This window comes from Methylobacterium sp. Leaf85 (assembly GCF_001422125.1).
GTDB lineage: Bacteria > Pseudomonadota > Alphaproteobacteria > Rhizobiales > Beijerinckiaceae > Methylobacterium > Methylobacterium bullatum.
In genome coordinates this window covers 127646-152800 of the sequence record NZ_LMME01000030.1, presented here as the reverse complement: position 1 = coordinate 152800, position 25155 = coordinate 127646, and the positions used below count along the sequence as shown (strand labels likewise).

Here is a 25155-nt window from a genome sequence, read left to right as displayed (position 1 = left end):
AACAGCAGATGTGTGAATCCCGTAGCCCCATGAAGGGAGGCCTCGACGCGGCTCTCCTGGTGTACCAATGTCTCCCGGCCCCGCGGCACGGGGATTGCTGATCGACCGCCGTTTGCCCGTGACCCCATGCGGGCCGGCCCTTCCCCCCACGTGACGCCGACCGGGCAGACTGAACGACCCCATGAGCGGCCGCCAGCAGATTCCCCCGATCCGGCGAGCCTATAACCGCTTCGTCGCGGACGAGACCCTCGAGGATTACGCCCTTCGCTTCACCGCCAAGAAGGCGCGGCGCTGGTCGAGCCTGCGGGTGGCGCAGACGGCGCTGGGCTCGCTGTCGTTCCTGGCGCTGGAGGCGATCGGCGGCACCCTGGTCCTCGCCACCGGCTTCACCAACACCGTGACGGCGGTGCTGTTCGTGGGCGTGCTGATCTTCGCCACCGCCGTGCCGATCAGCCTCTATGCGGCGCGCTTCGGCGTCGACATCGATCTCCTCACCCGCGGGGCCGGTTTCGGCTATCTCGGCTCCACCATCACCTCGCTGATCTATGCGAGCTTCACCTTCCTGTTCTTCGCCATCGAGGCGTCGATCATGGCGCTGGCGCTGCAACTCTGCCTCGGCCTGCCGCTCTGGATCGGCTATATCGTCAGCGCGGTCGTGGTGATCCCCCTCGTTATCTACGGGATCAGCCTGATCAGCCGGTTCCAGATCTGGACACAGCCGCTCTGGATCGGGCTCAACCTCCTGCCGCTCGGCTTCATCGCGTGGAAGGGCGGCCCCGCCCTCAGTAACCTCCTGTCCTATCCGGGGACGTCGGAAGCCGTCGGCTCGATCTCCACATTCATGGGTTACCCGATCTCGGGCTTCGACCTCGCCCAGTTCGGCCTCGCCTCCGGCATCCTCCTCGCATTGCTGGCGCAGATCGGCGAGCAGGTGGATTTCCTCCGCTTCGTGCCGCCGGCCGAGACGTCCGACTCGGGGAGCAATCCGCGCTGGTGGCTCGCCGTGCTCGGGGCCGGGGCGGGCTGGATCCTGCCCGGCATGTTCAAGATCATGCTCGGGGCCTTCCTGGCGGTGTTGGCCCTGGGACAGGGCGTGCCGCACGAACAAGCGGCCGAGCCGACGCAGATGTACGTGGTCGCCTTCGGCCACGTCATGCCCTCGCGGGAGGGGGCGGTGCTCCTCACCGGCCTGTTCGTGGTGATCTCGCAGCTCAAGATCAACGTCACCAACGCCTATGCCGGCTCCATCGCCTGGTCGAACTTCTTCTCGCGCCTGACGCATAGCCATCCCGGCCGCGTGGTCTGGCTCGTCTTCAACGTGGCCATCGCGCTGCTGCTGATGGAGCTGGGCATCGACAAGACCCTCGCCAGCACGCTCTCGCTCTACGCGGTGGTGGTGTCGGCCTGGGTCGGCGCGCTCTCGGCCGATCTGGCCGTCAACAAGCCCCTCGGCCTGTCGCCGCCGGGCATCGAGTTCAAGCGGGCGCATCTCTATGCCGTGAACCCGGTCGGCACGGGGGCCTCGGCCCTGGCGCTGCTCGCCGGTTTCCTCGCTCATGCGGGCCTGCTCGGCGCGGGACTCCAGAACTTCGCACCGCTGCTCTCCCTCGTCACCGCCTTCGCGGCGGCGCCCGCCATCGCCTTCGCCACCGGCGGACGCTACTATCTCGCGCGGCCCGCCATCGCCGATTGGGGCGCCCGCGCGGAGATCCAGTGCACCGTCTGCGAGCATCCGTTCGAAGGCGAGGACATGGCCCATTGCCCTGCCTATGCCGGGCCGATCTGCTCGCTCTGCTGCTCGCTGGACGCTCGCTGCGGCGACCTGTGCAAGCCGCATGGCCGTCTGGAGGCACAGGCCCAGAGCGCGCTGACCCGGATCATGCCGGCCAAGACCGCCGCCTGGATCGGGGCGCCTCTCGGGCGCTACCTCGCCCTGATGCTCACGCTGGTCTCGGTGATCGGGCTGATCCTCGGGATCGTCCATGCGGGCATCGCCACCGCCCAGCCCGAGCATGGCGAGACCCTGCGCGCCGCGCTGACCAGCGTGTTCTTCATTCTCGTGGTCATCCTCGGCATCGTCGCCTGGCTGTTCGTCCTCGCCCAGGAGAGCCGCCGCGTGGCGCAGGAGGAGACCGCCCGCCAGACGGCCCTCTATGAGGCCGAGATCGAGGCCCACAAAATCACCGACGCCAAGCTGCAGCAGGCCAAGGAGACGGCCGAGGCCGCCAACCTCGCCAAGAGCCGCTACGTGGTGGGCATGAGCCACGAGCTGCGCACCCCGCTCAACGCCGTCCTCGGCTACGCGCAACTGCTCGAGGGCGACGACGACATCCCGGCCCCGCGCCGCAACGGCATCCGCGTCATCCGGCGCAGCGCCCAGCACCTGTCTGGCCTGATCGATGGCCTCCTCGACATCTCCCGCATGGAGGCGGGGCGTCTCCAGATCCACCGCAACGAGTTCCGCCTCGCCGAATTCCTGGACCAGATCGTCGACATGGTCCGGCTCCAGGCCAACGCCGCCGGCCTCGAATTCCGGTTCTCGCGCCCGCCCACGCTGCCGGCCGTGGTAGCGGCGGACGAGAAGCGCCTGCGCCAGATCCTGCTCAACCTCCTCTCCAACGCGATCAAGTTCACGGAAACCGGCTGGGTCGCCCTGGAGATGAGCTATCGCAGCCAGGTGGCGGTGTTCTCGATCCGCGACAGCGGTCTCGGCATTCCCGAAAGCGATCTGCAGCGGATCTTCGGACCCTTCGAGCGCGGCTCGCTGCCCGCCGCCCGCAACACGCCGGGAACCGGGCTCGGGCTCACCATTGCGCATCTCCTCGCCCAGGTGATGGGCGGCGAGGTCAGCGTGGAGAGCGAGGTCGGCCGTGGCACCTGCTTCAGCCTCCGGCTCATGCTGGCCTCGGTACACCGTCCGGCCGGTCCCAAGCCTGCGGAGCCGTCCGAGCGTGCCGCCGGCAGCCGGCGGGAGAGACCGGTCCATGTCGGGCCGCCGCGCGTGGTGCTGGTGGCCGACGACGATGCCGCGCATCGCGCCCTCATGCGCGAGGTGCTCGAACCGCTCGGCCTCGTCGTGCTGGAATCCCCCGACGGGCCGCATTGCCTGAACCTGGCGATGGAGCGGCGGCCCGACATCATCCTCCTCGACATCGCCATGCCGGGGATGAGCGGCTGGGCCGTGGCCAAGGCCCTGCGCGACGGCGGGCTCTCCTCCCGCATCGCCATCATGTCCGCCAACGTCCACGAGATCAGCCCGATCCGGGGCGACGACGCCCCGCATGACGAGATCATCCCGAAGCCCTTCGACCTGCGCGACTTCCTGGAGCGGATCGACCGGCTGCTGGCGCTGGGCCAGCCCGCCCCGCCCGCGCCCGCCTTGGCCGAGGCTCCGCCCCGGAGCGGACGAGGCGGCGAATCCCTGCGCCAGGACCACATCGCCGAGCTGATCCGCCTCGGCCGGATCGGTCATGTCCGCGGGATCGAGGCCAAGCTGACGGAGCTCGAAGGCCAGTCGGCCATGCCCGCCGAGATCGCTGCGCAGATGCGCGGGCTCGTCGCCTCCTACGACCTCCGGCGCTACGTGCGCGTCCTCGAAGGGATGCGCGATGGCTGAGATGCAGCGCGACATCGTCCTCGTCGTGGACGATTCCCCCGAGACCCTGAGCTTCCTCACCGAGGCGATCGAGCGCTCCGGCGCCACCGTCCTGGTGGCGGTGGCCGGCGATCTCGCCTTGGCGCTGGTGGAGGAGATCACCCCCGACATCATCCTGCTCGATGCGGTGATGCCCGGCATGGACGGGTTCGAGACCTGCCGCCGCTTGAAGGCGCGCAGCGACCTCGCCCTCGTGCCCGTGATCTTCATGACCGGCCTGTCCGAGACCGAGCATATCGTGAAGGGCCTGGAGGCGGGCGGCAGCGACTACGTCACCAAGCCCATCGCCCCCGACGAGATCCTGGCCCGCATCCGCGTGCATCTGGCGAGCGCGCGGGCCGCGCAGAGCGCCCGGGCCGCCCTCGACACGACCGGCCGCACGCTCTTCGCCGTGGATCGCCAGGGCACCGTCCTGTGGAGCACGCCGCAGGCCGCCCGTGTGCTGGCCAAGCTCGGCGACGGGGGCTCGCGCCTGCCCGAGGCCGGCCGTTCCTGGCTCGCCGAACAGCTGAAGGGCGGCAACGCGGCCTCCGTCACGCTGCCGGATACGGAAGGCGCCACCCATAGTCTCAGCCTGATCGGCACCACCGGCGACGAGGTGCTGCTGCGCCTCTCCCGCGATGCTTCCGCCAGCGGCATCGAGCGCCTGCGCGCCAACCTGCCGATCACCGCCCGCGAGGCCGACGTGCTGTTCTGGTTGTCGCGGGGCAAGGCGAGCCGCGATATCGGCGACATCCTCGGCCTGTCACCGCGCACGGTGACGAAGCATCTGGAGAGCATCTACGCCAAGCTCGGCGTCGAGAACCGCACAGCCGCCTCGATGATCGCCTCCCGCTACATCGACGATCAGGCCTGAGACCAAGCCTCGACCTGCCCTAAAGCAGGCGAACACCGGATTTCGAGACTGCCCATCTCGTATCCCCATCGGCTGAACGGTTCAGGTACCGGCGCGGGCCCCTTCTCCTGAAAGGAGGGCTCTCCTACGGGCCCGGCGGCCCTTGTGAACGACGGTCTCTCGCCTGCCACCGGTCCTGAAAGCTTACCAGATGCGGCAGGATACGAGTTACAAGGAAGCCCGTCGCGCCTCATGTCGAACCCTCTTGGACAGGGCGAACAAGCGTCGAGCGGATGTATGAATCCAGTCGCCCCCGGGCCGAGATCCTTCGGCCTTCGGTAGCGCGGGCGTGTCGGGACGGGAAACCTGAAGCGGAAATGTGCGCGTTCGCACGCTCCTTCTCCCGGCGCCCCGGGTCGGGCCTGACGATTGTTGACATTCATCAGGCGTAACGTAGGTTCTGCTCATGGCCGGAGCGGGCGCCGCTCAACGGAAACACCGCCCCCTCGTTTCTTTTGAGTGGCGTACCGCTCCGGTCCTTTTTCTGAAGCTGATCCTCCCCGAGAAGACAGCCGTCACGCTCTCTCGGCGTGGCGGCTTTCTCGCGTTCTGCTTGTGCTGCGATGGTCTTCCGGGGTAGCGACCTCGCATCGGATCACGAGGACGCCCCCGTTGAGCACCCGCGCATGTTGCGCTCTCGCCCTCCTCATCGCCCTGGCGGGGGCTGGATTGCGCCTCGTCGTGCCGGTGACACCGACGGATGCGGCCTATCACGCGGTGGTCGAGGCCTACCCGTCGAAGCCGCTGCCCTGAGGGCTTCGAACGGCCCGCCGCCCGCACCCTGGAAACAGCCCGGAAACTTCCGCGCCGCACTGGCGTCGCAATAGTCCTGCATCTCTGGCAGCGATGCTGAGCGAACGATCGACGGGCAAGGCCCCCCGGCAAACGTGCACGATTTCTTGCGCGGTCCTGGATCGTCGCCCCGCTGCGTGGTGGTCGCGCCCCCTGTTCCGTCGGGACTCCCGTCTCCATTTCGGTCAGACTGCGTGGTGCCGGTCGGAAACGAGCGGCCGGATTGTCGAGGCATGAACGAACAATCGCCCATCCGGACCGAGACGGCCCGGCACATCGGACCCGAGACACCGGCGCCCACGCGCCGGCGAAGCCGCGCGGGGACGTGGCTCATCCTGCTCCTCCTTCTCGCGGGGGGCGGCGCGGCCGGCTACCGGTACTATCTCGCGCCCAAACCTGCGACGGAGACAGCCGCCGACGGCGCGCCCGCGCGCGGCAAGGGCGCCCGTGGACGACCCGGCGACATGGCCCAGGCTGTGGGCGTCGCCACGGTCTCGGCCGGCGAGATCCCGGTGGTGCTGTCGGGCCTCGGCACGGTGACGCCGCTCGCCACCGTGACGATCCAGTCGCAGATCAGCGGCTACCTCATGGAGATCGGCTTCCGCGAGGGCCAGACCGTCAAGAAGGGCGATTTCCTGGCCCAGATCGACCCGCGTATCTACGAGGCGCAGCTCGCCCAGTATCAGGGCCAGCTCGCCCGCGATCAGGCGCTGCTGCAGAATTCGAAGCTCGACCTCGCCCGCTTCCAGCGCCTCAGCCTGCAGGATTCGATCTCCAAGCAGAACGTGGACACGCAAGCGGCCCTGGTGAAGCAGAACGAGGGCACGGTCGCCATCGACCAGGCCCAGGTCGACCAGCAGAAGCTCAACATCGCCTATACGCGCATCGTCTCGCCCGTGGAGGGCCGCGTCGGCCTGCGCCAGATCGACCAGGGCAATTACGTCACCGCCGCCTCCACCAACATCGTGGTGGTGACGCAGCTGCATCCGATCTCGGTGGTCTTCACCCTGCCCGAGGACGACGTGGCGCGCGTCATGCGCCGCCTGCGCTCGGGGGCGAAACTCACGGTGACCGCCTACGACCGGGGCGATGCCAACGTGCTCGCCACCGGCACCCTCGACACGGTGGACAACCAGATCGACACCACCACCGGCACGGTGAAGCTGCGCGCCCTGTTCGACAACAAGGACGAGAGCCTGTTCCCGAACCAGTTCGTCAACGCCAAGCTCACCGTGGACATCGTGCGGGACACGCCCATCATCCCCACCGCCGCGATCCTGCGCGGCACGCCGGGCGCCTACGTCTACCTTCTCGACGGCGACGACAAGGTCGTGGTCCGGCCGATCACCGTGGGCGAGGCCGAGGGTGCCCGCACCGCCGTCACCAAGGGGCTGGCGGTGGGCGACCGGGTCGTGGTCGACGGGACCGACCGCCTGCGCGACGGCGCCAAGGTTCGCGTCACAGAGGGCGGCAAAGGCCAGCCGGCGCCCCCCGGTGAACCTGCGGCGCCCGGCCAAGCGGCACCTGCAGCCGACGCCACGACATCGACGCCCGCCGCCGGGACACCTCCCGAAAACCCGCCGCAGAAGCGCGAGCGCCGCAGAGAGCGGCCGGCGGCGCAATGAGCGCCTTGTCGCCTATGACTGGCGCGCTGTTCGACGCATCCATGGGCGCACCGGATGTCACAGTGATCCGTTTCCCGGCGAAGGTCCGGCCGGATCACACGGGTAGCGCGGGTCCCCTCTCCTGGAAGGAGAGGGACAGGGTGAGGTGCGTGGATTGTCCGGAGGGGGCGCACACCTCACCCCAACCCTCTCCTTCCAGGAGAGGAGGCACGGGGCGCTTCACGCCGACGGCCGGGCAGGTCCGAGATCCAATGGGGGGAGGGCTCGCCCCATGAACCCGTCCCGCATCTTCATCCTGCGGCCCGTGGCCACCACGTTGTTCATGCTGGCGATCCTGCTCGTCGGCATGGTGTCGTACCTGAACCTGCCGGTCTCGGCCCTGCCGTCGGTGGATTACCCGACGATCCAGGTTCAGACCTTCTATCCCGGCGCCAGCCCCGAGGTGATGACCTCTGCCGTGACGGCACCGCTCGAGCGGCAGTTCGGCCAGCTCGCCAACCTCAACCAGATGACCTCGCAGAGTTCCGCGGGCGCGTCGGTGATCACGCTTCAGTTCAGCCTGGATCTCGGCCTCGACATCGCCGAGCAGCAGGTCCAGGCGGCGATCAACGCGGCGGGCAACCTGTTGCCCTCCGACCTGCCGGCGCCGCCGGTCTACGCCAAGGTCAACCCGGCCGACGCGCCGATCCTGACCCTGGCCCTGACCTCGACGACGATGCCGCTCACCGAGGTGCGCGACCTCGCCGAGACGCGCCTCGCCCAGAAGATCAGCCAGGTCTCCGGCGTCGGCCTCGTCAGCATGGGCGGCGGCCAGCGCCCCGCCGTGCGCGTGCGCTTCAATTCGCGGGCGCTGGCCGCCTACGGCCTCAACATCGACGACCTGCGCACCACCATCACCAACCTCAACGTCAATACGCCCAAGGGCACGATCGACGGGCCGACCCAGTCCTACGCCATCAACGCCAACGACCAGATCCGCGATCCGAAGGCCTACGAGCAGGCGATCATCGCCTACAAGAACGGCTCGGCGGTGCGGCTGTCGGACGTCGCCGACGTGGTCAACGGCCCGGAGAACACCAAGCTCGGCGCCTGGATGGACGAGACGCCCGCCGTCATCCTCAACATCCAGCGCCAGCCCGGCGCCAACGTCATCGCCACCGTCGACAAGATCAAGGCGCTGCTGCCCCAGCTGCAGGGGACGCTGCCCGCCGCGATCACGGTGACGCCGCTCACCGACCGCACCACCACCATCCGCGCCTCGGTGCACGACGTGCAGGTGGAGCTGGCGCTCGCCATCGGCCTCGTGGTGCTGGTGATCTTCCTCTTCCTGCGCAGCCTGTCCGCGACCCTGATCCCGAGCCTGTCGGTGCCGCTCTCGCTGATCGGCGCGCTCTCGATCATGGACCTCTACGGGTTCTCCCTCGACAACCTGTCCCTGATGGCGCTCACCATCGCCACCGGCTTCGTCGTGGACGACGCCATCGTGGTCATCGAGAACATCGCCCGCCACGTGGAGGAGGGCGATTCGCCGATGGAGGCGGCCCTGAAGGGCAGCCGCGAGATCGGCTTCACCATCATCTCGCTCACGGTCTCGCTCATCGCGGTGCTGATCCCGCTCCTGTTCATGGGCGACGTGGTGGGCCGCCTGTTCCACGAATTCGCCATCACGCTCGCCGCCACCATCGTGATCTCGGCGGTGGTATCGCTCACCCTGGTTCCGATGCTGTGCGCGCGCCTGCTCAAGCACGCGCCGGAGGCCAAGCGCCGCGAAGGATTCATCGGGCGGGCCGGCCGGCGGGCCATGGACGGGGTGATCTCCGGCTACGGCCGGATGCTGCGCGTGGTGCTCAACCACCAGGGCCTGACCCTGGTGGTCACCCTCGGCACCATCGCGCTCACCGCCTACCTGTTCGTGGTCATCCCCAAGGGGTTCTTCCCGGTCCAGGACACGGGCGTGATCCAGGGCGTGACCCAGGCCGACCAGACCGTCTCCTATGCCGAGATGGCCGACCGCCAGCAGCAACTCGCGCGGATCGTCCTGCAGGACCCGGATGTGGCGAGCCTGTCCTCGTTCATCGGCGTCGACGGGCAGAACGTGACGCTCAATTCCGGCCGCTTCCTCATCAACCTGAAGCCGCACGAGGGCCGCGCCACCGATGCCAGCGCGATCATCCGCCGCCTGAAGGAAGCGACGCGCGGGGTCGCCGGCATCCGGCTCTACATGCAGCCGGTGCAGGACCTCACCATCGACACGGCGGTGAGCGCGACGCAGTATCAGGTGATCCTCGAGAACCCGAACCTCTCGGAGTTCGAGACCTGGGTGCCGCGCTTCGTCCAGGCGCTGCAGCGCTCGCCGCTGCTGTCGGACGTGGCGAGCGACCTGCAGGGCAACGGGCTGGCGGCCTACGTCACCATCGACCGGCCCACCGCCGGCCGCTACGGCATCACCCCCGCCACCGTGGACAATGCGCTCTACGACGCTTTCGGCCAGCGCATCGTCTCGACGATCTTCACCCAGTCGAACCAGTACCGGGTGATTCTTGAGGCCGACCCGGACCTGCACAAGACCCTCGACAGCCTCAACGGCATCTTCCTGCCCTCCTCCACGGCGGCCTCGGGGCAGGTGCCGCTCTCGGCGGTGGCGCGGATCAGCGAGCGCCGGGCGCCGCTCCTCATCAGCCATCTCGGCCAGTTCCCGGCCACCACCGTCTCGTTCAACCTCGCCGAGGGGGTGGCGCTGGGCGATGCGGTGAAGACGATCGAGGCGGCGCGGACAGAGATCGACCTGCCGCCGAGCTTCCGCGTGGTGCCGCAGGGCTCGGTCTTCGCCTTCCAATCGGCGCTCTCGAACCAGCTCTTCCTGGTGATCGCCGCCATCGTCACCGTCTATATCGTGCTCGGCGTGCTCTACGAGAGCTTCGTCCACCCGATCACGATCCTCTCGACCCTGCCCTCAGCGGGGATCGGCGCGCTGGTCGGCCTGATGCTCTACGGGCTGCCGCTGGACATCATCGGCGTCATCGGCATCGTGCTCCTCATCGGCATCGTGAAGAAGAACGCGATCATGATGATCGACTTCGCGCTCCAGGCCGAGCGCGAGGAGGGCATGGCCCCGCGCGACGCGATCTACGAGGCCTGCCTCCTGCGCTTCCGCCCGATCCTGATGACGACGCTCGCCGCCCTGTTCGCGGCGGTGCCCCTCATCCTCGGCACCGGCGTCGGTTCCGAACTGCGCCAGCCGCTCGGCATCGTCATCGCCGGCGGCCTCATCGTCTCCCAGGTCCTGACCCTGTTCACCACCCCGGTGATCTACCTCGCCTTCGACCGCCTGGAGCGGCGGTTCAAGCGCGGCGGCGGCGCGAAGGCTGCGGGGGTGACGCCGTGAACCGGGCTGCCGACTTCCCTCCCCCCTCTGCGGGGGAGGGTGGCCCCCGGAGGGGGTCGGGAGAGGGGAGCCCGGTTTCCGGATTGGGCGCGCAGAGCGACGAGGTGCGCATCCTCGTCAGACCTACTCCGCGTCTGCGTGCGTTCGCCCGTGAGCAACGTCGGCTCCGCACCTTGGCCGAGGATGCGTTCTGGCAGCAGGTGCGCGGTAGCCGCTTCCGTGGGCTCAAGTTCAGACGCCAGGTTCCCCTGCCGCCCTACATCGCCGATTTCCTCTGCGCGTCCGCCCGTCTGATCGTCGAACTCGACGGAGCCCCCCATGACGAGGCCGAACGCCGTGATCGCGATGCCGCGCGCGATGTCTGGCTGCGGGAGCAGGGTTTCGAGATTCTGCGCTTCCCGAACGACCGTGTCCTGAGCGATCTCGCTTCGGTCCTCGACACGGTCGGCGCGACCGTCGAGGCGCGACTGGCTCGCGCCACCTCCGGCCGGGTCGCTCCCCTCTCCCGACCCGGCCTGACGGCCGGGCCACCCTCCCCCGCAGAGGGGGGAGGGAGCAGGTGCCCAGGCCCGGCCCCTCGCCCGGTCACGGCGCCCCGCCCATGAACGTCTCCGAGCCGTTCATCCGCCGCCCCGTCGCCACCACGCTGCTCACCATCGGGGTGCTGCTGGCGGGGATCTTCGCGTTCTTCAAGCTGCCGGTGGCGCCGCTGCCGCAGGTGGATTTCCCCGTCATCCTGGTCCAGGCGCAGATGGCCGGGGCCTCGCCCGAGACCATGGCGACGACGGTGGCCGCGCCCCTGGAGCGGCGGCTCGGCATCATCGCCGACGTGGGCGAGATGACCTCCACCAGTTCCGTCGGGACGGTGCGGATCGTCCTGATGTTCAACCTCAACCGCGACATCGACGGGGCCGCCCGCGACGTGCAGGCGGCGATCAATGCCGCGCGGGCCGACCTGCCCACCGCCCTGCGCTCGAACCCCACCTACCGCAAGTTCAACCCGGCCGATGCGCCGATCCTGATCCTCGGGCTGACCTCGAACACCCTGTCGCCGGGCCAGCTCTACGATTCCGCCGCCACGGTGGTGCAGCAGAAGATGTCCCAGCTCCCCGGGGTGGGGAACGTCGATATCGGCGGCTCCTCGCTTCCGGCGGTGCGGGTCGAGCTCGATCCCACCGCCCTCTACAATTACGGGATCGGCCTCGAAGGGGTGCGCGCGGCGATCGCCTCGGCCAATGCCAATTCCCCGAAGGGGGCGATCGAGACCGACACCCGCCACTACCAGCTCTACGCCAACGACCAGGGCCGGGTGGCGGCGGATTACCGCGACATCGTCGTGGCCTACCGCAACGGGGCGGGCGTGCGCCTCACCGATGTGGGCAAGGTCGAGGATTCGGTGGAGGACAAGCGCAATCTCGGCCTCGTCAACGGCCGGCCGGGCGTGATTCTGTTCATCTACAAGCAGCCCGGCTCCAACGTTGTCGATACGATCAAGGCGGTGGAGGCGGCGCTGCCGCAGGTGAAGGCGGCGCTGCCCGGCGACATCGACCTCACCGTCACCGGCGACCGCAGCGCCACCATCCGCGCCTCCCTCGCCGAGACCGAGGAGACCCTGGTCATCGCGGTCGTCCTCGTCATCGGCGTGGTCTTCGCCTTCCTGCGCTCCGGCCGGGCGACCCTGATCCCGGCGGTGGCCGTGCCGATCTCGATCATCGGCACCTTCTCGGCCATGTACCTGCTGGATTACAGCCTCGACATCCTGTCGCTGATGGCCCTCATCATCGCCACCGGCTTCGTGGTGGACGACGCCATCGTGGTCCTGGAGAACATCCAGCGCCATATCGAGCTCGGCAAGCCGAGGCTGGAGGCCGCCCTCATCGGGGCGAAGGAGGTCGGCTTCACCGTCATCTCCATGAGCCTGTCGCTGATCGCGGTGTTCATCCCGATCCTGCTGATGGGGGGGATCGTCGGGCGGCTGTTCGAGGAATTCGCCTTCACCCTGTCCCTGGCGATCCTGATCTCCCTGGTGCTCTCGCTCACCACCACGCCGATGATGTGCGCGCTGCTGCTCAAGCGCGAAAGCGTGCCGGAGGGAGAGGCGCCGCGCCGCCCCAACCTGCTGATCCGGGGGCTGGAGGGCGCCTTCGAGGGAACGCTGCGCGCCTATGAGCGGACCCTGCGGATCGCCCTCAATCATCGCCGCCTGGTGCTGCTCACGCTGTTCGCGACGATCGGGCTCAACGTCTATCTCTACATCATCGTCCCCAAGGGCTTCTTCCCCGAGCAGGATACCGGGCAGATGATGGGCGGCATCCAGGCCGACCAGCGCATCTCGTTCCAGGCGATGAAGCAAAAGCTGGAACAGGCTACCGCCATCGTGCAGGCCGATCCGGCGGTGGACAGCGTCGTCGGCTTCACGGGCGGGCGCGCCACCAACTCGGCCAACGTCTTCGTGGGCCTCAAACCCCGGGGCGAGCGGGCCTCGATCACCGAGGTGATGACCCGCCTGCGCCCCAAGCTCGCGCAGGTGGCCGGCGCCCGGCTGTTCCTGTTCCCGCGCCAGGACCTGCGCATGGGCGGGCGCCAGAGCTTCGCGCAGTACCAGTACACCCTCCAGGGCGACACGGCCGACGAACTCTATGCGGCGGCCCCCCGGCTCGTGGAGGCGCTGCAGAAGAACCCGGTCTTCTCGGACGTCACCTCCGACCAGCAGGAGGGCGGGCTGGAGAGCCGCCTCGTCATCGACCGGGCCACCGCCTACCGCTACGGCATCACGCCCGATAAGATCGACAACACCCTCTACGACGCCTTCGGCCAGCGGCAGGTCTCGACGATCTACAACCCGCTCAACCAGTACCACGTCGTGATGGAGATCGCGCCGCGCTACCTGCAGAGCCCGGAGACGTTGAAGACCGTCTTCGTCTCGACATCGGGCGGCAAGGCGCGCGGCTCGGCCATCACCAACGCCGTGGCCGGGACGGTGGCCGGCGCCGCGACGACGGGGACGACGGCCTCCACCATCGCCGCCGATTCCGCCCGCAACGCCGCCTCCAACGCCATCGCGGGCGGGGCGGGCGCCTCGTCCAGCGCTCCGGTTTCCAGTGCCAAGGAGACGATGATTCCGCTCTCCGCCTTCGCCCGGGTGGAGACCGGCAACGCGCCCGTGCAGGTGAGCCACCAGGGCCTGTTCGTGGCCACCACGCTCTCGTTCAACCTGGCGCCGGGCAAGAGCCTGTCGGACGCCACCGCCGCCATCGAGGAGGCCGAGGCGCAATTGCGCCTGCCGGCCACGATCCACGGCGAATTCGCGGGCGCGGCCAAGACCTTCCAGGCCTCGTCCTCGCGCCAGCCCCTGCTGATTCTGGCGGCTTTGCTGGCCGTCTACACGATCCTCGGGATCCTCTACGAGAGCTTCGTCCATCCGGTGACGATCCTCTCGACGCTGCCCTCGGCCGGTATCGGCGCGCTGCTGGCGCTCCTCGTCTCGGGCACGGAATTCACCATCATCGCCCTCATCGCGGTGTTCCTGCTCATCGGCATCGTCAAGAAGAACGCCATCATGATGATCGACGTGGCGCTGGACGCCGAGCGCACGCGCGGGGCCACACCGAAGGACGCGATCTTCGAGGCCTGCCTCTTGCGCTTCCGGCCGATCATGATGACAACGCTGGCGGCCCTGCTCGGCGCCCTGCCTCTCATCCTCGCCGGGGGCGAAGGCTCGGAAATGCGCCGCCCCCTGGGCATCGCCATCGCCGGCGGCCTGATCGTGAGCCAGATCCTGACCCTCTACACCACGCCCGTCGTCTACCTCTATCTCGACCGCCTCCGCCGGCGGAAGCCGACGCCCGGCGTTTCGGTGAGCCCGGCCGAATGAGCGGGCGTGACCGGACGATGCGACCCGCGCGTAGCAACCCTCCCCCCAAGGACCTCGGGCTTGCCCGAGATCTGTCTTTGGCTGGCCAAGTCGGGCAGACCCGACTTGGTGCGGGGGAGGGTGCCTGCGGAGCAGGCGGGAGAGGGGGCGACCTCTCCGGATACGGCGCGCCCCTCTCCCGACCCTCGCTSACGCGAGGGCCACCCTCCCCCGCAGAGGGGGGAGGGCGACAGCGAGCCCTGCCTTGGCAAGAGCGCTGGCTCGGCTTCCGCAACCGCACCATCGCCAATCCGGCCTTCCAGCGCTGGGCCGCCGCGTTTCCGCTGACGCGGGGGATCGCGCGGCGCAACACCCGCGCGCTGTTCGATCTCTGCGCCGGCTTCGTCTATTCGCAGACCCTGTTCGCCTGCATCAGGCTCGACCTGTTCGCGATCCTCGCCCCCGGCCCGCTCGGGCTCGAGGCCCTGGCCGAGCGGACCTGCCTGAGGCCGGAGCGGGCGTTGCGCCTGCTGGACGCCGCCGCCTCGCTCGACCTGCTGCGGCGCCTGCCCGACGGGCACTTCGCCCTGGCCGATCTCGGCGCGGCGCTGATCGGCAATCCCTCCATCACCGCGATGATCGAGCACCACGCGCTCCTCTACGAGGATCTGCGCGACCCGGTGGCGCTCCTGCGCGGGGAGGGCGGCACCAGCCGGCTCGCCGCCTATTGGCCCTATGCCGGAGCGGCCGGCGCCACGGCGATCCCGGCCGAGGCGGTGGCGGACTACTCGGCCCTCATGGCCGCCTCCCAATCCCTCATCGCCGAGGACATCCTCGACGCCTATCCCATGCACCGGCACCGCCTGCTGATGGATGTGGGGGGCGGCGAGGGGGCTTTCCTGCGCGCGGCCATGCGGGCGACGCCGGGCCTCGCCGTCCGGCTGTTCGACCTGCCGGCGGTGGCCGCCCGCGCCACGGAGCGTTTCGCGGCCGAGGGCCTGTCCCACCGCGCCGAAGCCCGGGGCGGCAGTTTTCGCACCACGCCCCTGCCGACGGGTGCCGACGCCATCTCCCTCGTCCGGGTCGTCCACGACCATGACGACGACACCGTCCGCCCGCTCCTGCGCGCCGCCTACGACGCGCTCGGCGATGGCGGTACGCTCCTGATCGCCGAGCCGATGGCCGGGACGGCGGGGGCCGAGCCGGTCACCGACGCCTATTTCGGCTTCTACCTGCTGGCGATGGGAAGCGGCCGCTGCCGCCGCCCCGCCGAGCTGACCGCGCTCCTCCAGGAGGCCGGATTTCGCGAGTGCCGCGAGATCGCGACGCGGCGCCCGCTCCTGACCCGCCTGCTGGTGTCCAGACGAATTGACACGCTGCAGCGTAAGTAAGGCTTGACGAATAAAAGTGTCAATCTAGGATGACACATCGAACAAGCGCCGCACCCGTCGCCATCGGGTCGAGGCACGAGACAGGGGAGGGTCGAACACGATGCACGCGCTGGCCGTCCTCTTCGAACGCCCCGAACACCTGTCGCTCGCCGAACTCGCCCTCGATGCTCCGGGCCCGGCCGACGCGGTGGTGGAGACCCTGTGGAGCGGCATCAGCACCGGCACCGAGCGCCTGCTCTGGACGGGCCGGATGCCGCCCTTCCCGGGCATGGGCTATCCGCTGGTCCCCGGCTACGAATCGGTGGGCGAAGTGGTGGAAGCCGGCCCCGCCTCCGGCCTCGCGGTCGGGCAGCGGGTCTTCGTGCCGGGCGCCCGCTGCTTCGGCCCGGTGCGCGGCCTGTTCGGCGGCGCGGCCTCCCGCCTGGTGAGCGAAGGCGCCCGCCTCGTTCCCATCGATGCGGATTTGCGCGAACACGGCATCCTCATCGCCCTGGCGGCCACCGCCTATCATGCGCTCAACGCGCGTCCCGAAGGCCGCTCGCTCATCGTCGGCCACGGGGTGCTCGGGCGGCTTCTCGCCCGCCTGACACGGATCGCCGGCGGCGAGCCTGTGGTGTGGGAGACGAACCCGGTGCGGGCCACGGGCGCGCAGGGCTACGAGGTCCTGCATCCGGATGCGGACGAGACCCGCGATTACGGCGCCATCACCGATGTCAGCGGCGACGCCGCGATCCTCGACACGCTGATCGGGCGGCTCAGGCCCGGCGGCGAGATCGTGCTCGCCGGTTTCTACGAGGCGCCGCTCTCCTTCGCCTTCCCGCCCGCCTTCCTGCGCGAGGCCCGCATCCGCGTCGCCGCCCAGTGGCGGCCGGAGGATCTCGCCGCGGTCCTGACCCTGATCGAGGGGGGGCGTCTCTCCCTCGACGGCCTGATCACCCATCGTGAACCGGCGGCGCACGCGCCGTCCGCCTATCGCACGGCGTTCGGCGAGCCCGAATGCCTGAAGATGATCCTCGATTGGAGAGCCGCTTCATGAACATGCAGCTGAACGGAGCCGCACTCCTGCGCGCCGAAGCCGCCATCGAGCCGGATGCGACCCCCGTCTCCGCCACCAAGGAGACGCAGATCATCGCGATCTACGGCAAGGGCGGCATCGGCAAGTCGTTCACCCTGGCCAATCTCAGCTACATGATGGCCCAGCAGGGCAAGAAGGTCCTGCTCATCGGCTGCGACCCGAAGAGCGACACCACCTCGCTCCTGTTCGGCGGCCGCGCCTGCCCGACCATCATCGAGACCTCCACCAAGAAGAAGCTCGCCGGCGAGCAGGTCGCCATCGGCGATGTCTGCTTCAAGCGCGACGGCGTCTACGCCATGGAGCTCGGCGGACCGGAAGTCGGGCGCGGCTGCGGCGGGCGCGGCATCATCCACGGCTTCGAACTTCTCGAAAAACTCGGCTTCCACGAATGGGGCTTCGACTACGTCCTGCTCGACTTCCTCGGTGACGTGGTCTGCGGCGGCTTCGGCCTGCCGATCGCCCGCGACATGTGCCAGAAGGTCATCGTCGTCGGCTCGAACGATCTTCAATCGTTGTATGTGGCCAACAACGTCTGCTCGGCGGTGGAATACTTCCGCAAGCTCGGCGGCAATGTCGGTGTCGGCGGCCTCGTCATCAACAAGGACGACGGAACCGGCGAGGCCCAGGCCTTCGCCGCCGCCGTGGGCATCCCGGTCCTGGCCTCGATCCCGGCCGACGACGACATCCGCAAGAAGAGCGCGAATTACGAGATCATCGGCAGGCCCGAGAGCCAATGGGGCTCGCTCTTCGCGGATCTGGCCCAGAACGTCCACGACGCGGCGGCCAACCATCCGACACCGCTCTCCCAGGACGGTCTGCTCGGTCTGTTCAAGGGCGAGGCCGTGGGCCGGGGCGTCACCCTGGTCCCCGCCACCTTCGAGGATATGTGCGGCACGGCCCTGGTCGTGAAGCCGTCCCTCGAAGTCGTCTACGACGAGGTCTGACGCGCATGGCCGTCTCCCTCGACATCGCCGATCTGCGCGCCCGCAAGGACCGCCCCGCCTCGACCCTGGCTCCCGCCGCATTGCCCACGGAGGCGGTCAATCTCGCCGCCACCGAGACCGACGGGCTCGGCTGCCATTCCGGCAAGGACGCGATGCGGGCGGCCGCCGAAGCCGCCGGGATGTCGGAGACGCTGGAGCAGCTCAAAAAAGACTACCCCCAAGGGCCGCACGACCAGCCCCAGAGCATGTGCCCGGCCTTCGGCTCCTTGCGCGTCGGCCTGCGCATGCGCCGCACGGCGACGATCCTGTCGGGCTCGGCCTGCTGCGTCTACGGCCTCACCTTCACCTCGCATTTCTACGGGGCCAAGCGCAGCGTCGGCTACGTCCCCTTCAATTCCGAGACCCTGGTCACCGGCAAGCTGTTCGAGGACATCCGCGAGGCGGTGTTCGACGTGGCCAAGCCCGCCGATTACGACGCGGTCGTCGTCATCAATCTCTGCGTCCCCACCGCCTCCGGCGTACCGCTGCGCCTCCTGCCGAAGGAGATCGACGGGGTCCGCATCATCGGCATCGACGTGCCGGGCTTCGGCGTGCCGACCCATGCGGAAGCCAAGGACGTGCTCGCCGGGGCCATGCTGAAATTCGCCCGCTCCGAGGCCGAGCAGGGTCCGGTCCAGGCCCCGCGCCTCGGCCGCTCCGAGCGCCCCAGCGTGACGCTGCTCGGCGAGATGTTCCCGGCCGACCCGGTGGTGATCGGCGGATTGCTGGAGCCGCTGGGCCTCAGCGCCGGCCCGGTGGTGCCGACCCGCGAATGGCGCGAACTCTACGCGGCCCTCGACTGCGCGGCGGTGGCGGCGATCCACCCGTTCTACACCGCCTCGATCCGCGAATTCGAACTCGCCGGGCGCCCCATCGTCGGCTCCGCCCCCGTGGGCCATGACGGCACCGCCGACTGGCTCGACCGGATCGGCGAGGCCTGCGCCGTACCGCGCGCCACGGTGGAGGCCGCCAAGAACCGTCTCCTCCCGATGATCCGGGGGGCGCTGGCCGCCACACCGATCAAGGGCCGGATCACGCTCTCGGGCTACGAGGGGTCCGAACTGCTGGTGGGCCGGCTCCTCGTCGAGAGCGGGGCGGATCTCGCCTATGTCGGCACCGCCTGCCCGCGCACGCCCTATTCGGAGGCAGACCGCGACTGGCTGGAATCGCGCGGCGTCATGGTGCGCTTTCGCGCCTCGCTGGAGGACGACCTCTCCGCCATGCGCGAGTTCCGCCCGGACCTCGCCATCGGCACCACGCCGGTGGTGCAGGCGGCCAAGGAGCGGGCGATCCCCGCCCTCTACTTCACCAACCTGATCTCGGCCCGCCCGCTCATGGGCGTCGCCGGAGCCGGGTCGCTGGCCAAGGTCATCAACACGGCGCTCGGCAACCAGCACCGGTTCGACGCCATGCGGGACTTCTTCGACGGGGTCGGCGAGGGCCATGCCGCCGGCATCTGGGAAGAGGTGCCGAAAGTCCGCCAGAACGTCGCCTCGGCGACGCGCGGAAAACCCTCCCACAACCCGATCGGGGAGATGGCCTGATGCTCGTCCTCGATCACGACCGGGCCGGCGGCTACTGGGGCGCCGTCTACGTCTTCACCGCCATCAAGGGATTGCAGGTCGTCATCGACGGTCCCGTCGGCTGCGAGAACCTGCCGGTCACCTCGGTGCTCCACTACACCGACGCGCTGCCGCCGCACGAACTGCCCATCGTGGTCACCGGGCTCGCCGAGGAAGAACTCGGCCGCCACGGCACCGAGGCCGCGATGAAGCGGGCGCACGCCACCCTCGATCCGGGGATGCCGAGCGTGGTCGTCACCGGCTCCATCGCCGAGATGATCGGCGGCGGCGTGACGCCGGAGGGCACCAACCTCCAGCGCTTCCTGCCGCGCACCATCGACGAGGACCAGTGGCAGACCGCCGACCGGGCGATGTCCTGGCTCTGGCAGGAATACGGCGCGCGCAAATTCGCCAAGAAGGGCATCCCGGCAAGGCCTCCCCGCAAGGAGGGCGAGCGCCCCCGCGTCAACATCATCGGCCCGGCCTACGGCACCTTCAACATGCCCTCGGATCTGGCCGAGATCCGCCGCCTCGTGGAGGGGATCGGGGCCGAGGTGAACCTCGCCTTTCCGCTCGGCTCGCATCTCGCCGACGTGCCGAAACTCGTGAACGCGGACGCCAATATCTGCCTCTACCGCGAGTTCGGCCGCCTGCTCTGCGAGGCCCTCGAGCGGCCCTACCTGCAGGCGCCGATCGGGCTGCACGCCACCACCAAGTTCCTGCGCAAGCTCGGCGAGATCCTCGGCCTCGATCCGGAGCCCTTCATCGAGCGCGAGCGGCACACCACGATCAAGCCGGTCTGGGATCTGTGGCGCTCGGTGACCCAGGACTTCTTCGGCACGGCGAGCTTCGGCATCGTCGCCTCCGACACCTATGCGCGGGGCGTCCGCCGCTTCCTCGAAGACGAGATGGGCCTGCCCTGCACCTTCGCGATCTCGCGCCGGCCCGGCGCCAAGACCGACAACGCGGCGGTGCGCGAGGCGATCAAGGCCAACCCGCCCCTCGTCCTGTTCGGCTCGTTCAACGAGCGCATGTACGCGGCCGAATGCGGATCGCGGGCGGTCTTCGTGCCGGCCTCGTTTCCGGGCGCCATCATCCGCCGCCATACCGGGACGCCGTTCATGGGCTTCTCGGGCGCGACCTACCTCATCCAGGAGGTCTGCAACGCCCTGTTCGACATGCTCTTCCACATCCTGCCCCTGGCCCGCGACATGGATCGGGTCGAGGCGACGCCGGCGCGGATCCACCGGGAACTGCCCTGGGACGAGGCCGCCCGCACCCTGCTCGACGACCTCGTCGAGGCCCATCCGGTGCTGGTGCGGATCTCGGTGGCCAAGCGCCTGCGCGACGCCGCCGAACGGGCGACCCGGAATGCCGGACAGGAGCGCGTCGGCCCGGCCGAGGTCGAGCGCGCGCATGCGGACCTGACCCTCGGAGCGGCGGCATGAGCGCCCCCGCCCCACACCCTCTTTCCGGCTGGAGCGGCGCGGCGCCGTTTCCGTCGAGAACCGGCCTCCTCGCGAGGCCGACCGCCGCGGATCGCGGACAGGAGATCTCCGCCATGCAGTCGATGACCATGTTCCCCCGGACCATGCCCTCCCGCCAGGCTCTGTCGCGTCCCGCCCCGTCGCGCCTGCAGCGGCACGAGCTGCAGTTCCGCCTCCTCCTGGTGGCGACCTATCCGTTCTTCCTCGCGGCGGCGGCGCTCCAGCGCCTCGTCCCGGCCCGGGCTCCGGCGGGCCACGGCCTCATCGCCCGGCGCTCGGTCTTCGGCGAGGCCAAGGCCATGGCCGTGTCGGCGATCCCCTTCGTCTTCATGGGCTGACGCTTTCCGGGGCCGGATCGCCCCGGGCCGATGCCCGCCCGATCCGGAACCCGAACGACCTCCCGTCCGACGAGGGGGGAACGACCGTCGCGAGCGCCGCTGCCGGCCCCCGCGACCTCACCCGCCGCGCGTGGAGCACGCACGGCCAGACGAAAGCGGAGGCTCACATCATGTCCAGTGGAATCGAGAAAGCCAGCAGCCTGTCCGGGCTGACGGAACCGGAAGCCAAGGAGTTCCACGCGATCTTCCTGACGAGCTTCATCATCTTCACGGCCATCGCCGTGGTCGCGCATATCCTCGTCTGGATGTGGCGCCCGTGGCTGCCCGGCCCGAAGGGCTACGCCGCCCTCGACACCGTCACGAGCGCCGCGCACGGCCTCGTCTCGATGATCTCCTGAGGAGGAACGCACCCATGCACAAGGTCTGGCTTCTCTTCGATCCGCGCCGCACGCTGGTGGCGCTCTTCACCTTCCTGTTCATTCTGGCGCTGCTGATCCACTTCATCTTGCTCAGCACCGACCGTTTCAACTGGCTGGAAGGCCCCAAGGCCCCGCGCGCCGCCAATGCGCAGACGCTGGTCCTTCCGACGATGCCCGCCTGACCGGGCGGGATGCGGATCACTCTCCTCCCCCTCCGGGTCTCGGGTTCGCCCGAGACCCGCATCTCCGGTGCCCATATCGGGCAAGCCCGAGATGGATGCGGGGAGGAGTTGGAGGTGGGGTGGTTGGGCCACCCTCCTGTCGCTGCGGAGGCTGGCGGCGCCACCCCCACCCCTAGCCCCTCCCCACAAGGGGGAGGGGGACGACGCGCACCCTGACGGATGCGCCCATCCATCAAGAATCGTGACCTGTGAAGCCGGGAGGTATTCGCGATGGCGATGCTGAGTTTCGAACGAAAATACCGCGTCCGCGGCGGCACGCTCCTCGGCGGAGACCTGTTCGATTTCTGGGTCGGGCCGTTCTATGTCGGGTTCTTCGGCGTCACGACGCTGTTCTTCTCGGTGCTCGGCACCGCGCTGATCGTCTACGGCGCCGCACTCGGGCCGACCTGGAACATCTGGCAGATCAACATCGCGCCGCCCGACCTCAAATACGGGCTGGCGCTCGCCCCCCTCAAGGAGGGCGGCCTCTGGCAGATCATCACCTTCTGCGCCATCGGGTCGTTCGTCTCCTGGGCCCTGCGCGAGGTCGAGATCTGCCGCAAGCTCGGCATCGGCTACCACGTGCCCTTCGCCTTTGCGGTGGCGATCTTCGCCTATGTCTCGCTGGTGGTGATCCGGCCGTTCCTGATGGGCGCCTGGGGCCACGGCTTTCCCTACGGCATCCTCTCCCATCTCGATTGGGTTTCGAACACCGGCTACCAGTACCTGCACTTCCACTACAATCCGGCGCACATGCTGGCGGTGTCGTTCTTCTTCACGACGACCTTCGCCCTGTCCCTGCACGGCGCCCTGATCCTCTCGGCCACCAATCCGGGCAAGGGCCAGGTGGTGAAGACGCCCGAGCACGAGGACACCTTCTTCCGCGACACGATCGGCTACTCGATCGGCACGCTCGGCATCCACCGGCTCGGCCTGTTCCTCGCCCTGTCGGCGGGCTTCTGGAGCGCCGTCTGCATCATCATCAGCGGCCCGTTCTGGACCCGTGGCTGGCCGGAATGGTGGGGCTGGTGGCTCAATCTCCCGGTCTGGCGCTAGAGGGGGGCACGACCATGGCCTATTATCAGAACATCTTCACCGAGGTCCAAGTCCGCTCCACCATTCCGGAACTCGGCGTTCCCGTCGATGTCGACCGGCGCTGGGGCACGCCGTTCCACAGCTACCTGTTCGGCCTGTTCGGCAACGCCCAGGTGGGTCCGATCTACATCGGCTATCTCGGCGCCCTCTCGGGCGTGTGCTTCCTCATCGCCTTCGAGATCGTCGGCCTCAACATGTGGGCGAGCGTGAACTGGGACCCGGTCCAGTTCGTGCGCCAGTTGCCCTGGCTCGCCCTGGAGCCGCCGCGACCGCAATACGGGCTCAAGATCCTGCCGCCGCTGCAGGAGGGCGGGTGGTGGCTGATCGCCGGCTTCTTCCTCACCGCCTCGATCCTGCTGTGGTGGGTCCGGCTCTATCGCCGCGCCCGGGCGCTCGGCCTCGGCACCCATGTGCCCTGGGCCTTCGCCTCCGCCATCTGGCTGTTCCTGGTCCTCGGCTTCATCCGGCCGGTCCTGATGGGGTCGTGGAGCGAGGCGGTGCCCTTCGGCATCTTCCCGCATCTCGACTGGACCGCCGCCTTCTCGCTCCGCTACGGCAACCTCTTCTACAACCCGTTCCACATGCTCTCGATCGTCTTCCTCTACGGGTCGACGCTGCTCTTCGCGATGCATGGCGCCACCATCCTGGCGGTGAGCCGCTTCGGCGGTGAGCGCGAGATCGACCAGATCGTCGATCGCGGCACCGCCACCGAGCGCGCCGCCCTGTTCTGGCGCTGGACCATGGGCTTCAACGCCACGATGGAATCGATCCACCGCTGGGCCTGGTGGTTCGCGGTTCTGACCACCCTCACCGGCGGCATCGGCATCCTGCTCACCGGCACGGTGGTCGACAATTGGTACCTCTGGGCGGTCAAGCACGGCGTCGCCCCGTCCTATCCGCAGGTCTATGCGCCGGTCGTCGATCCCTTGAGCATGCCGGGGGCGGTCCCATGAAGACGTTCGTCACAGTTCTCGGCGCCTCGATCGCCTTCTTCCTCACCATCGCGATGTTCGGCCTGACCGACTGGGACCGGCCGCCCCTGGCGGTCCAGCAGAGCGGCTTTCGCGGCACGGCGATGGACCAGATCCATACCCGCGCCGGGGCGGCCGAGACGAAGGCGGCCAACGTCGCCCCGGCGCCGGCCGACCCGGCCGAGCCCGGCGAGGAACTCGCCGGCGCCACCTACGAGAACGTCCAGGTCCTCAAGAACGTCAGCGTCAACGAGTTCAACCGCCTGATGGTCTCGATGACCGAATGGGTCAGCCCCGAACAGGGCTGCACCTACTGCCACAACACCGAGAACATGGCCGACGACAGCCTCTACCAGAAGAAGGTCGCCCGCCGGATGCTGCAGATGACCCAGCACATCAACGAGAGCTGGAAGGACAACCATGTGGGGGGCACGGGCGTCACCTGCTTCACCTGCCATCGCGGCCAGCCGGTGCCGGCCCATGTCTGGTTCACCGATCCCGGCCCGAACCGGCCCGGCGGCTTCACAGCCCGGAACAACGGCCAGAACCTGGCCAAGGCCTCGGTGGGGCTCGCCTCGCTGCCCTACGACACCCTGACCGAATACCTCGCCGACAAGACCATCGACAACAACGCCATCCGGGTGAACGCCACCACGGCGCTTCCCACCACGAAGGGCAAGCCGATCCAGGATGCGGAGAAGACCTACGGCCTGATGATCCACATGTCGGAGGGTCTCGGGGTCAACTGCACCTTCTGCCACAACACCCGGGCGATCTCGAACTGGTCGCAGAGCACGCCCCAGCGCACCACCGCCTGGCACGGCATCCGCATGGTGCGGGACATCAACGGCAATTACCTCGAGCCGCTGACCTCCACCTTCCCCACCGCCCGCCTCGGCGTGCTCGGCGACGTGCCGAAGGTGAATTGCACCACCTGCCACAACGGCCAGAGCAAGCCCCTCAACGGCGCATCGATGATCGAGGCCTATCCGGAACTCGCCAAATCCACCGAAACGGCGAGCGCGGCGGATCCCGTACCCGCGGACCCGGCGCCGGCCGACCCGGCTCCGACCCCCGCGCCACAATAGGGTTTCGGAGATAGACAAGGGGGGTGGGTTCTTTGGAATCCGCCCCTTTTGCTTGCGCGGAACGGGCACCACACCAAGTCCCAAGCGAGCCCGTTCCAGCGGGCACGGTTGAGAATCCCCTCACTCGCCACGCCTCCCGGATTTACACAGCAGCCGTTTCAGGCAGAGCGCATCCCTCTCCCCCTTGTGGGGAGAGGTCAGGAGTGGGGGTGGTGCCGCGTGCCTCCGTAAGCTGAGGGTCGCCCAACCACCCCCACCTCCGGCTCCTCCCCGCAAGGGGGAGGAGGGCTCGTCAGCGCAGCCCGCGACATGTGTGAATG

18 protein-coding genes are annotated in these 25155 nt (G+C 68.9%); all 18 read left to right on the top strand.

Features of this window, described 5'->3' with window-relative positions; translation table 11 throughout:
• The first annotated feature begins 181 nt into the window (after nt 1-181).
• The 18 genes from ASF08_RS15490 (at nt 182) to pufC (ending at nt 24835) form a co-directional block, all read left to right on the top strand.
• A complete protein-coding gene (locus ASF08_RS15490; RefSeq protein ID WP_056146890.1) occupies nt 182-3616 on the top strand; it encodes a hybrid sensor histidine kinase/response regulator in 3435 nt (1144 codons plus the stop codon).
• Complete coding sequence (locus ASF08_RS15485; RefSeq protein WP_056146888.1) at nt 3609-4511, top strand: response regulator transcription factor; 903 nt, start codon at nt 3609-3611, stop codon at nt 4509-4511. The genes ASF08_RS15490 and ASF08_RS15485 overlap by 8 nt, the downstream gene beginning before the upstream one ends.
• 651 nt (nt 4512-5162) lie before the next feature.
• Nucleotides 5163-5303 (top strand): hypothetical protein, encoded by a 141-nt coding sequence (locus ASF08_RS25375; RefSeq protein WP_018045742.1) that lies wholly within the window; start codon nt 5163-5165, stop codon nt 5301-5303.
• Between the two features lie 272 nt (nt 5304-5575).
• Nucleotides 5576-6967 carry an MdtA/MuxA family multidrug efflux RND transporter periplasmic adaptor subunit gene (locus tag ASF08_RS15480; protein ID WP_056146882.1) on the top strand — a complete coding sequence of 464 codons (1392 nt, stop codon included), beginning with the start codon at nt 5576-5578 and terminating at the stop codon, nt 6965-6967.
• Between the two features lie 271 nt (nt 6968-7238).
• Nucleotides 7239-10352 (top strand): MdtB/MuxB family multidrug efflux RND transporter permease subunit, encoded by a 3114-nt coding sequence (locus ASF08_RS15475; protein ID WP_056146880.1) that lies wholly within the window; start codon nt 7239-7241, stop codon nt 10350-10352.
• Between the two features lie 83 nt (nt 10353-10435).
• The gene (locus tag ASF08_RS15470; protein ID WP_244474553.1) at nt 10436-10957 is read left to right on the top strand and encodes an endonuclease domain-containing protein; all 522 of its coding nucleotides are present in this window, start codon (nt 10436-10438) and stop codon (nt 10955-10957) included.
• Nucleotides 10954-14226 (top strand): efflux RND transporter permease subunit, encoded by a 3273-nt coding sequence (locus tag ASF08_RS15465; protein ID WP_056147173.1) that lies wholly within the window; start codon nt 10954-10956, stop codon nt 14224-14226. The genes ASF08_RS15470 and ASF08_RS15465 overlap by 4 nt, the downstream gene beginning before the upstream one ends.
• Nucleotides 14227-14465: 239 nt before the next feature.
• Entirely contained in the window at nt 14466-15596 is a 1131-nt protein-coding gene (locus ASF08_RS15460; RefSeq protein WP_082473240.1) for a methyltransferase, read from the top strand.
• A 100-nt stretch (nt 15597-15696) separates the two neighbouring features.
• Nucleotides 15697-16632 (top strand): chlorophyll synthesis pathway protein BchC, encoded by a 936-nt coding sequence (bchC, locus tag ASF08_RS15455; RefSeq protein WP_056146878.1) that lies wholly within the window; start codon nt 15697-15699, stop codon nt 16630-16632.
• Nucleotides 16629-17615 carry a chlorophyllide a reductase iron protein subunit X gene (locus ASF08_RS15450; protein WP_056146876.1) on the top strand — a complete coding sequence of 329 codons (987 nt, stop codon included), beginning with the start codon at nt 16629-16631 and terminating at the stop codon, nt 17613-17615. Before bchC ends, ASF08_RS15450 begins: the two co-directional genes overlap by 4 nt.
• Before the next feature lie 5 nt (nt 17616-17620).
• Nucleotides 17621-19198 carry a chlorophyllide a reductase subunit Y gene (gene bchY / locus ASF08_RS15445; protein ID WP_056146874.1) on the top strand — a complete coding sequence of 526 codons (1578 nt, stop codon included), beginning with the start codon at nt 17621-17623 and terminating at the stop codon, nt 19196-19198.
• Nucleotides 19198-20664, top strand: coding sequence for a chlorophyllide a reductase subunit Z (bchZ, locus tag ASF08_RS15440; protein WP_027173816.1), 1467 nt, complete (start codon nt 19198-19200; stop codon nt 20662-20664). Before bchY ends, bchZ begins: the two co-directional genes overlap by 1 nt.
• 113 nt (nt 20665-20777) lie before the next feature.
• Nucleotides 20778-21041, top strand: a complete 264-nt coding sequence (locus ASF08_RS15435; protein ID WP_018043291.1) for a hypothetical protein — start codon at nt 20778-20780, stop codon at nt 21039-21041.
• Between the two features lie 170 nt (nt 21042-21211).
• Entirely contained in the window at nt 21212-21439 is a 228-nt protein-coding gene (gene pufB / locus ASF08_RS15430; protein WP_018043292.1) for a light-harvesting antenna LH1, beta subunit, read from the top strand.
• Nucleotides 21440-21453: 14 nt separating this feature from the next.
• Complete coding sequence (gene pufA, locus ASF08_RS15425; protein WP_018043293.1) at nt 21454-21642, top strand: light-harvesting antenna LH1, alpha subunit; 189 nt, start codon at nt 21454-21456, stop codon at nt 21640-21642.
• A gap of 270 nt (nt 21643-21912) precedes the next feature.
• Nucleotides 21913-22737, top strand: a complete 825-nt coding sequence (gene pufL / locus ASF08_RS15420) for a photosynthetic reaction center subunit L (protein ID WP_056146872.1) — start codon at nt 21913-21915, stop codon at nt 22735-22737.
• 14 nt (nt 22738-22751) lie between these two features.
• Entirely contained in the window at nt 22752-23729 is a 978-nt protein-coding gene (gene pufM, locus ASF08_RS15415; protein WP_018043295.1) for a photosynthetic reaction center subunit M, read from the top strand.
• Entirely contained in the window at nt 23726-24835 is a 1110-nt protein-coding gene (gene pufC, locus ASF08_RS15410; RefSeq protein WP_056146870.1) for a photosynthetic reaction center cytochrome PufC, read from the top strand. Before pufM ends, pufC begins: the two co-directional genes overlap by 4 nt.
• Nucleotides 24836-25155 lie beyond the last annotated feature (320 nt).

Bases quoted from the DNA above. Each gene is read 5' to 3' on its own strand.
- ASF08_RS15490 (WP_056146890.1), top strand. From the start codon at position 182: ATGAGCGGCCGCCAGCAGATTCCCCCGATCCGGCGAGCCTATAACCGC.
- ASF08_RS15485 (WP_056146888.1), top strand. From the start codon at position 3,609: ATGGCTGAGATGCAGCGCGACATCGTCCTCGTCGTGGACGATTCCCCC.
- ASF08_RS15480 (WP_056146882.1), top strand. From the start codon at position 5,576: ATGAACGAACAATCGCCCATCCGGACCGAGACGGCCCGGCACATCGGA.
- ASF08_RS15475 (WP_056146880.1), top strand. From the start codon at position 7,239: ATGAACCCGTCCCGCATCTTCATCCTGCGGCCCGTGGCCACCACGTTG.
- ASF08_RS15465 (WP_056147173.1), top strand. From the start codon at position 10,954: ATGAACGTCTCCGAGCCGTTCATCCGCCGCCCCGTCGCCACCACGCTG.
- bchC (WP_056146878.1), top strand. From the start codon at position 15,697: ATGCACGCGCTGGCCGTCCTCTTCGAACGCCCCGAACACCTGTCGCTC.
- ASF08_RS15450 (WP_056146876.1), top strand. From the start codon at position 16,629: ATGAACATGCAGCTGAACGGAGCCGCACTCCTGCGCGCCGAAGCCGCC.
- bchY (WP_056146874.1), top strand. From the start codon at position 17,621: ATGGCCGTCTCCCTCGACATCGCCGATCTGCGCGCCCGCAAGGACCGC.
- bchZ (WP_027173816.1), top strand. From the start codon at position 19,198: ATGCTCGTCCTCGATCACGACCGGGCCGGCGGCTACTGGGGCGCCGTC.
- ASF08_RS15435 (WP_018043291.1), top strand. From the start codon at position 20,778: ATGCAGTCGATGACCATGTTCCCCCGGACCATGCCCTCCCGCCAGGCT.
- pufB (WP_018043292.1), top strand. From the start codon at position 21,212: ATGTCCAGTGGAATCGAGAAAGCCAGCAGCCTGTCCGGGCTGACGGAA.
- pufA (WP_018043293.1), top strand. From the start codon at position 21,454: ATGCACAAGGTCTGGCTTCTCTTCGATCCGCGCCGCACGCTGGTGGCG.
- pufL (WP_056146872.1), top strand. From the start codon at position 21,913: ATGGCGATGCTGAGTTTCGAACGAAAATACCGCGTCCGCGGCGGCACG.
- pufM (WP_018043295.1), top strand. From the start codon at position 22,752: ATGGCCTATTATCAGAACATCTTCACCGAGGTCCAAGTCCGCTCCACC.
- pufC (WP_056146870.1), top strand. From the start codon at position 23,726: ATGAAGACGTTCGTCACAGTTCTCGGCGCCTCGATCGCCTTCTTCCTC.